9 protein-coding genes are annotated in these 8,504 nt (G+C 67.1%); 3 read left to right on the forward strand and 6 right to left on the reverse strand.

The features are described from left to right. The coding region (locus Y705_RS20080; RefSeq protein WP_155850084.1) for an alcohol dehydrogenase catalytic domain-containing protein at positions 1 to 382 on the reverse strand (382 nt) is incomplete at its 3' end. A gap of 101 nt (positions 383 to 483) precedes the next feature. Between Y705_RS20080 and Y705_RS0113660 the strand changes: the two genes are divergently transcribed. Together Y705_RS0113660 and Y705_RS0113665 are read left to right on the forward strand one after the other, a co-directional pair. After that, positions 484 to 1,215, forward strand: coding sequence for an AzlC family ABC transporter permease (locus Y705_RS0113660; protein WP_026533263.1), 732 nt, complete (start codon positions 484 to 486; stop codon positions 1,213 to 1,215). Then, positions 1,212 to 1,523, forward strand: a complete 312-nt coding sequence (locus Y705_RS0113665) for an AzlD domain-containing protein (protein WP_026533264.1) — start codon at positions 1,212 to 1,214, stop codon at positions 1,521 to 1,523. The genes Y705_RS0113660 and Y705_RS0113665 overlap by 4 nt, the downstream gene beginning before the upstream one ends. An 8-nt stretch (positions 1,524 to 1,531) precedes the next feature. On the opposite strand, the gene Y705_RS0113670 is transcribed toward Y705_RS0113665, so the two are convergent. The 5 genes from Y705_RS0113670 to Y705_RS0113690 are packed head-to-tail and all read right to left on the reverse strand — an operon-like array spanning position 1,532 to position 7,462. Further along, positions 1,532 to 1,873 (reverse strand): YnfA family protein, encoded by a 342-nt coding sequence (locus Y705_RS0113670; RefSeq protein ID WP_026533265.1) that lies wholly within the window; start codon positions 1,871 to 1,873, stop codon positions 1,532 to 1,534. 34 nt (positions 1,874 to 1,907) lie between these two features. Then, entirely contained in the window at positions 1,908 to 3,029 is a 1,122-nt protein-coding gene (locus Y705_RS0113675) for an acetate/propionate family kinase (protein WP_026533266.1), read from the reverse strand. Continuing rightward, complete coding sequence (pta, locus tag Y705_RS0113680) at positions 3,026 to 5,107, reverse strand: phosphate acetyltransferase (RefSeq protein WP_026533267.1); 2,082 nt, start codon at positions 5,105 to 5,107, stop codon at positions 3,026 to 3,028. Before pta ends, Y705_RS0113675 begins: the two co-directional genes overlap by 4 nt. 53 nt (positions 5,108 to 5,160) lie before the next feature. Beyond that, positions 5,161 to 6,318 carry a fatty acid desaturase family protein gene (locus tag Y705_RS0113685; RefSeq protein WP_026533268.1) on the reverse strand — a complete coding sequence of 386 codons (1,158 nt, stop codon included), beginning with the start codon at positions 6,316 to 6,318 and terminating at the stop codon, positions 5,161 to 5,163. Between the two features lie 55 nt (positions 6,319 to 6,373). Next, complete coding sequence (locus Y705_RS0113690) at positions 6,374 to 7,462, reverse strand: ferredoxin reductase (RefSeq protein ID WP_026533269.1); 1,089 nt, start codon at positions 7,460 to 7,462, stop codon at positions 6,374 to 6,376. Between the two features lie 100 nt (positions 7,463 to 7,562). On the opposite strand from Y705_RS0113690, the gene Y705_RS0113695 reads away from it, so the two are divergent. After that, on the forward strand, positions 7,563 to 8,504 hold a 942-nt coding region (locus tag Y705_RS0113695), incomplete at its 3' end, for a PucR-like N-terminal domain-containing protein (protein WP_049822784.1).

An 8,504-nucleotide genomic window follows, 5' to 3' on the forward strand; every position in this document is an offset into this window, starting at 1 on the left:
CCGAGCCGTACAGCTCCGAGAATCCGAACAGGCTCGCACCCGTCGACTGCTCGCGGACCTGCGTGGTCTCGCACTGGGACTGCAGACCGCGCGAGCACATGAAGCAGGAGCCGCAGGAGATGTTGAAGGGGATGACCACGCGGTCGCCCGGTCGGATGTTGGTGACCTCGCTGCCGACCTCCTCCACGATCCCCATCGGCTCGTGCCCGATGATGTCACCGCGGTTCATGTAGGGGCTGAGCACCTCGTAGAGGTGGAGATCGGAACCGCAGATGGCGGTCGAGGTGATGCGCACAATCGCATCGGTCGGTTCCTGAAGCTGCGGATCGGGCACGTTGTCCACGCTGATGTTGCGTCGTCCCTGCCATGTCACTGCCTTCATCGGTACTCTCCTCAGGATTAGTAAGTAGGCTGTCTATTCCTACTATTCCCTGCATCGACACAAATGGGAAGTTTCCCTCCCGCCCGGCATAGCCTAGGGCAGTGAAACTCTCCGAATCGCCCGCCGTGAAAGTGGGCCTTTCCATCGCGGTGGCCACGGGTCTTTACGGGCTCTCCTTCGGTGCCCTGTCCGTCTCGGCCGGCCTCGATCTGTGGCAGACGATGGCGTTGAGCCTGCTGCTGTTCAGCGGTGGCTCCCAGTTCGCGTTCATCGGTGTGATCGCCGGGGGCGGCAGCGGGCTTTCAGCGTTGTCGGCCTCGGCGCTCCTGGGTATCCGGAACGGGGTCTACGGCATGCAGCTCAACCTCCTGCTACGGCCTGCAGGCTGGCGGAAGCTGCTGGCCGCCCAGGTCACGATCGACGAATCGGTGGCCACCGCAACCGGTCAGACCGACCCTGTCGAGCAGCGGCGGGGCTTTTGGGCCGCAGGCATCGGGGTGTTCGTGCTGTGGAATATCTTCACAGGACTGGGCGCCCTGCTGGGAGCGGCCATCGGTGACCCGGCGCAGTGGGGACTCGACGGCGCGGCCGCCGCCGCGTTCCTGGGACTCCTCTGGCCGCGGATCCAGGGATTGGAGCCCGCTGCGATCGCCGTCGTGTGCGCCGTCGTGACCGTCCTTGCTGTTCCCTTTGTCCCGCCGGGAATCCCGATCCTCATCGCCGCCGTCGTCGCCGCCGTTCTGGGACTTTCCGGTCTCGGTCCGGCGTCCGAGGGATTGGAGCCCGACGTCGATCCCTATCCTTCCGGTGTCGACTCGGAGAAACCGGCATGACTCTCTGGGGTTGGATCCTCGCTGCCTGCCTGGTCTCGATGGCCACGAAACTCGCCGGTTACCTGGTGCCCACGAAGCTGCTCGACAACCCGCGCATGCTTCGCGTCGCCGGGTCGGTGACCATCGGTTTGCTGGCGGCGCTGACCGCGGTGAACACGGTGGCCGCCGGAACCCAGGTCGTGGTGGACGCCAGGCTCGCGGCGCTCGTGGCCGCGGCAGTTGCGCTCTGGTGTCGGGCACCGTTCCTCGTGGTGGTGGCAGCCGGCGCTGCCGCTGCTGCGCTCGCCAGGTTGCTGGGGGCAGTGTAGCCAACTGCTCAGGGTGAGGGCAGCCGCGGGGCGAACATGATCACGGCGACGCCTGCCAGGCAGATCGCCGAGCCGGTGAGGTCCCAGCGGTCGGGGCGGAACCCGTCGAAGATCATCCCCCAGGCGAGTGAGCCCGCCACGAAGACGCCCCCGTAAGCAGCAAGGATGCGGCCGAACTGCGCATCCGGCTGGAGGGTGGCGATGAAGCCGTAGGCGCCAAGGGCCATCACGCCCAGGCCCGCCCACCACCACGGACGACCCTCGCGTACCGCCTGCCAGACCAGCCAGGCGCCCCCGATTTCCGCACACGCGGCGAAGATGAACAGTACGACTGATTTGGTGATCGTCATACGCCAAGTGTGCCGGAGGAAATCCGCGCGGTTGTCACTCCCCGGCGACGACGGCGGTGGTCGCCTCGGCGATCGCCGCTTCCTCGTCCGTGGGCACCACCAGGACGGGAAAGGCCGATCCGGCGGCGCTGACGATGCGGGCTTCGGTGCTGCGGGCGGCGTTCCTGGCGTCGTCGAGCACCAGGCCCAGCGCGCCCAGATTGCCCACGGTCGCGGCGCGGAAGGCGGCCGCGTTCTCACCGATCCCGGCGGTGAACACCAGCGCCTGCGCACCATTCACCGCCACGTGATAAGCGCCGATGTACTTGGCGAGGCGATAGGAAGCGACCTCCAGGGCGGTCTGTGCGCGCTTGTCTCCTGATGCGGCCGCCTCGTCCACCGAGCGCATGTCATTGGTCCCCGTCAGCCCCCGAAGACCGGATTCCCGGTTCAGGAGTGTATCGAGGTCCTCGGCCGAGTAGCCTTCGCGCATCAGGAACAACAGGATCGAAGGGTCGATGTCGCCCGACCGCGTGCCCATCACCAGGCCCTCGAGCGGGGTGAATCCCATTGACGTGTCGATGCTCCTGCCGCCCTGCACGGCGGTCACCGACGCTCCGTTGCCGAGGTGGGCGATCACGCCGCTGAAATCCCCCGGCTCGACGCCGAGCAGGGCTGCGGCTCCGCGGGAGACGTACTCATGGCTGGTGCCATGGAAACCATAGCGGCGGATGCCGTACCTGCGGTAGAGCTCGTCGGGGACGGCGTACCGCCACGCGCGTTCGGGCAGGGTCCGGTGGAACGCGGTATCGAACACCGCCACCTGGCTCATCTCCGGCCACTTCCTGGTGATGGCGCGGATCCCCTGCACGGCAGCGGGGTTATGCAGCGGCGCCAGGGGATTCAGGCGTTCGATGGCCCGCGTGATCTCATTGTCGATCAGCACGGGTTCGCTGAACCGCTCGCCGCCGTGGACCACGCGATGGCCGACGGCGTCGATCGTGCGGCCGTCGAGGGCATCGGTCAACTGCTGGTCGACGAGGTCGAGGGCTGCCGTGTGGTCGGGCACGTCGGCTTCGCCGATCCGCTGGATCAGGCCCTCGGCGAGGACGTTCCCGCCGTCCCGGACCTGGTACTTGAGCGATGAGGACCCGGAATTGATGACGAGGACGATCATGGGAGCCTTTCCTGCTGGGCCTGCACCGCAGTGATGGCCACGGTGTTGACGATGTCCTCGACGGTGCACCCGCGGGACAGGTCGTTGACCGGCTTGCGCAGGCCCTGCAGCACCGGCCCGACGGCGACGGCACCGGCCGATTGCTGGACAGCCTTGTAGGTGTTGTTGCCGGTGTTGAGGTCGGGGAAGATGAACACCGTCGCCTGGCCGGCCACCGAGGAGCCCGGGAGCTTGGAGGCCGCCACCGAGGCGTCCACGGCGGCGTCGTACTGGATGGGCCCTTCGACGGCGAGTCCGGGCTGCCGCCTGCGGACCAGCTCGGTGGCGCGGCGCACCTCGTCCACTGCCCCACCCGAGCCCGATTCGCCGGTGGAATAGGAAAGCATCGCGACGCGCGGTTCCACGCCGAACTGCGCGGCCGTTTCGGCGGAGGCGATGGCGATGTCGGCCAGCTGCTCCTCATCGGGATCAGGATTGACGGCGCAGTCCCCGTAGACCAGCACCCGGTCCTGCAGGAGCATGAGGAACACGGAGGAGACGATCCGGACGCCGTCACGAGTCTTCACGAATTCGAGCGCAGGGCGGATGGTGTTCGCCGTGGTGTGGGCTGCCCCTGACACCATTCCGTCCACGGTGCCGAGCTGCACCATCATGGTACCGAAGTATGCGCCTTCGAGCATGCGTTCGCGGGCCTGCTCGATGGACACGTTCTTGTGCGCTCGCAGGCGTACATACTCGGCGGCGTATTCTTCCCGCAGCTCCGACGTCTCAGGATCGATCAGGGTCAGCCCGGTGAGGTCGATGCCCTGGCCCGATGCGAGCTCACGGATGCGGGACTCCGGCCCGAGGATCGTCAGGTCGCAGACATCACGCCGACGGAGGATCTCGGCTGCCTTGAGTATGCGCACATCGGTGCCCTCGGGAAGCACGATGGAGCGGCGCTCGGACCGTGCCCGCTGGATGAGTTCGTGGAGGAACCGCAGCGGCGTCATGCGCACCGCCCGGGGAAGTTCGAGGCGCTCGAGCAGCTCGGTCTCATCGACCTGCCGGGACCACGCGCCGAGTGCCGCGGCGGCCTTCCGCCGTAGTCCGCTCGCGATTTCGCCGCGCACCTCGCTGACGCGGCGCGCAACGGTGTAGGTGTCGTCGTCGAGCGTGAACACCGGGAACGGCGCCTGCGCCAGGAGGGCGAGGATGTTCGGGTCCGGCGCGAGTCCGCCGGTGAGGATCATGCCCGACGGCACGGGGAACTCGGGAGAGAACGACGACGCGAGCGTGGCCACGTGGACGTCCGCGCGGTCACCAGGAACGATCACGAGCGCACCGTCCGTCAGGAGGTGGAGGAAATTGCCCACATTCATGGCGGCGACCCGCACCGAGGTGACGTCACGCTCAAGATTCGAGCTGCCGGCGATCTGGCGGGCCCCTAGTTCGGCCGATACCTCGGAAATGGTGGGCTGCGACAGTTCGGCGAGCTCGGGAATGACGTAGACCGGACGGCCGGAGCGCCCGGGCCGCACCTGTGAGGCGATCTCTCCGGCGGCGTCATCGGCGGCCCGGTTCACCATCATGGCCAGCAGCGATACCTTGGCCGAGTCGAGTTCGCGGCGTGCGACGTCGACGGTGTCCGCCGCCTCCGCGACCGACATGCCTTTCGCGCTGACCACCGCTAGCACCATCGCGCCGAGGTTGTTGGCGAGACGGGCGTTGAGGTCGAATTCGACCGCGGCATCGTTCCCGCTGAGGTCAGTGCCCTCCACGATCACGACGTCGCACTCGGCCGCGATCTCCCCGTAGATGGCGACGCACCGCGCGTCGATTTCCGCGCGGTCACCGGAGACGAGGAGCGCCCGCGCCTGGGCCCTCGTCAGGCCTCCGCGCGAGCGCTCCGGGGACAGGTTGAAACTGCGCCGCATCAGCCCCACCATCGGGTCAGCTGCAGGATCATCCCCCTCCACGATGGGCCGGAAAAACCCCACCCGGTCTGCGTGCCGGTGCAGCATGTCGGCAAGTCCCAGGGAAATCAGGGACTTGCCGGAGCCGGGGGTCATGGCGCTCACATAGATTCCGCGGGTCATTTCCCCATCCTGACAGGCTCGTTCACCGCTGGCCATCGCGGATGACGCGGGGGTTATGGAGTTGTGGTCTTCTTCTTCTTGAAAAAGCCCTTGTCAGGAAGCGCTAGCTTGAACACCTTGGCCCAGGTGGAGGCCACCTGCTTGGGCAAGGGCCCCGTGGTGTAGGGCAGCCCGTACCGGTTGCAGATCTCGCGGACGCGAACCGCCACTTCGGCATACCGATTGGACGGCAGGTCGGGGAAGCAGTGGTGCTCGACCTGGTGGGAGAGGTTACCGGTCATCAGGTGCATCAGCTTCGACCCGGAGATGTTCGCCGAACCGATCATCTGCCGCACGTACCAGTCGCCGCGTGTTTCGCCCTCGACCATTTCCTCGGTGAAGGTGTCAGTACCGTCGGGGAAATGTCCGCAGAAGATCACCGCGTGGGCCCAGACGTTGCGCACCGCATTGGCGACGAGGGTGCCGTAGAGCGCCTGCTTGCCGGAACCCGTCAGCATGGCGACGGCGGGGGTTGCCGCGTAGTCCTTCGTGAACTGTTTGACGGCCTTGATGCCCATTGCCTTGAGGTCCCGCTTCAGGTCCGCCTTGGACTTCAGGCCCTCGTTGTATTCCGGGAGCTCGAGGTCGTAGAGCGCAATTCCCCACTCGAAGACGGGCGCCAGCATCGCGTTGTACAGCGGATTGCCCAGGTTGAAGGGCGTCCAGGGCTGGTCCGCATCCATCCGCAGGAGGTTGTATCCGACGTCGCGGTCCTTACCCACTACGTTGGTCCAGCGGTGGTGGAGGTCGTTGTGGGTGTGCTGCCAGGACCTGGCGGGCGTCACGAAATCCCATTCCCACGTGGTGGAGTGGATGTCCGGGTCCCGCATCCAGTCCCACTGGCCGTGCAGCACGTTGTGCCCGATCTCCATGTTCTCGAGGATCTTGGCGAAGCTCAGCATCGTGGTGCCGGCGATCCAGGCCGCTCTGTTGCGTCCGAACAGGAGGGCGCCGCGGCCGGCGAACTCGAGGCCGCGCTGAACCTTGATGACGCGGCGGATGTAGGCGGCGTCGGTCGCTCCCCGCTTGGCGAGGATGTCGTCACGGATGGCGTCGAGTTCAACGCCGAGCTCGGCGATCTGCTCGTCGGTGAGATGGCGTGCGGCCGGCGGACGGACAAGCGGGTGGCCGGAGGCTGCCAGGGCTCCTGGCCGGGTCAGGGTGGTCGTCATGGGTTGTGCTCCTTAGAAATCGGGTGACAAGTCGGTCAGTTGCAAGTACTTCGGTCTAGTGGTCGAGATTGACGGGTCCGGCGGCTGCCGAAACGCACGTCTGGATGAGTTGCCCCGGATCGCCGTGCACTTCTCCGGTCCGGAGGTCCCGGACCTGCCCGGCCCGCAGCGGCAGCAGGCAGCTGTGGCAGATTCCCATGCGGCACCCGCTGGGCATGAGGATGCCGGCGTCCTCGCCGACGTCGAGCAGCGGGGTTTCCCCGTCCGCCTCGACCTCACGATCGGAGGCTTCGAAGGTGACCAGGCCGCCGTCGTGCCCCGCCCCGCCCGCGAGGCTGGTGCTGAACCGTTCGATGGTCAGGCTTCCCGGATCCGCTGCGCCGGGTTCCGGATCGGTGCGGGGGAGGGCCGACTCCGCTGCCCAGAATACCTCCGCGTCATCGAGGAAGCCCTCGGGCCCGCAGGCGTAGGCGGCACGGGAACGCCAGTCCGGGCACAGCCCGTCGAGGCCGGCCGCCGTGAACTCGAGCCGGCCGCGCTCCTCGGTGAACCAGTGGGTCACCCGCAGGTTGGGGAACTGGTCCGCGAGCTCATTGAGTTCCTCCCGGAAAAGGCTCACCTCAGGGGTGCGGTCGGAGTGCACGAGTACGACGTCGGCGTCCGGGCGGCGCGGCACGAGGGTGCGGATCATCGACATGACAGGGGTGATGCCGCTTCCGGCCGTCAGCATGAGGAGTGCACGAGGATGTTCGGGAAGAACGAAATCACCCTGCGGCGGTGCCAGGAAGAGGACGTCGCCCGGACGGGTGTTCCGCACCAGGACGTTCGAAACCGCACCGGCATCGGTCACGGTGATGGCGGGGTCCTGACCGGCCGCTGCGCTCAGCGAATAGGACCTCCAGTGCCGGACGCCGTCGAGCTCGACGCCGATGCGGGCCCACTGACCCGCGCGGTGGGCGTGCCAGCCCGAGCCCGGCCGGAAGTAGATGGTGGCCGAGTTTTCAGTCTCTCGCTCCACGCGGGTGACGACGCCCCGCAATTGCCTGGCCGAGAAGACCGGGTTGAACAGTGCGAGGAAGTCCTCCGGCGTGAGCGGAGTGATGAGAGCAGACGCGGCGCGTGCCAGTCTGGGGAGCCGGATCATATACTCAAGTTTAGAACGGTTTGTGTTCCAATTCTTCTATCCGGGCATACGATTAGGGCTGGTTAACTAGCTCGCGGAAACAAAAGGTCCGGTGTATAAGATGCCCACAGATCGTCTCCCGACACCCGCCCTGGACCCGCCCTGGCTCGGCCTTCCGCGCGAGGTCAGTGACATGCTCAGGCCGTTGGTGAGCGGAATCGTCGAGGCCATCATCGAGGCGGTACCGCAGCTGGTGCCGGCCTACGCACGCCCCATGGAGGGGCGGTTCGGCAGCGGTCTGCGTGGAGGAGTCGCCGTTGCACTCGACCGGTTCCTGCAGCTTCCAGGAACACGGCTGCCGGCCCTCTCCGAGGAGAGCCGGCAGTTGGTGGCAGGCCTCGGCCGGGGTGAATTCCGGCAGGGCAGGAGCATGGACGCGCTGTTGAGTGCCTACCGTACAGGGGCGCGCGTCACCTTTCGCGAGATGTCGAAAGTATCGGCGGAGAACAATCTCGGTCTCGGTGTGGTGGTCAACCTCGGTGAGTCGATCCTCGCGTACATCGATGAACTCTCAGCGGTGAGCGCTGAGGCCTATGCGTTCGAACAGTCGGAGCGCGCGGGAGCCGTGGACCGGCGCCGGGCCGAGCTCCTTGAACTGCTGTTGATGGGCCAGTCGGATGAAACCGCCCTCCGCCAGGCGGCGTCCATGGCTGATTGGGCGCTTCCTGCCCGGCTCGCCGTGGTGAACCTGCCGCTCGAGCGCGCGGAGGGCCTCCGGATGCGGCTCGGGCCGGGTTCACTGGTGATCGAACGCGAGACCGACGCCGTCGCCCTGGTGCCGGCGCGTCCGACTCCTGCGGCCCGGACGGAACTGGCCAGGACGTTGCGGGGTCGGGGGGCATCGGTGGGTCCGGCGGGCGGGTTGGAGCAGGTCCCCGATTCGCTGCGGCTCGCCATCCTCGCGGCCTCGATGCTGCCGCCGCGGGAGGGCCCCGAGGACCCGCCCATCTGGGCCGACGAGCATCTGACGCAGGTCATCCTCGGCGCGGAGCCCACCGCGATC

Origin of the sequence: Arthrobacter sp. H41 (genome assembly GCF_000520535.1) — a bacterium.
Classification (GTDB): domain Bacteria; phylum Actinomycetota; class Actinomycetes; order Actinomycetales; family Micrococcaceae; genus Arthrobacter_D.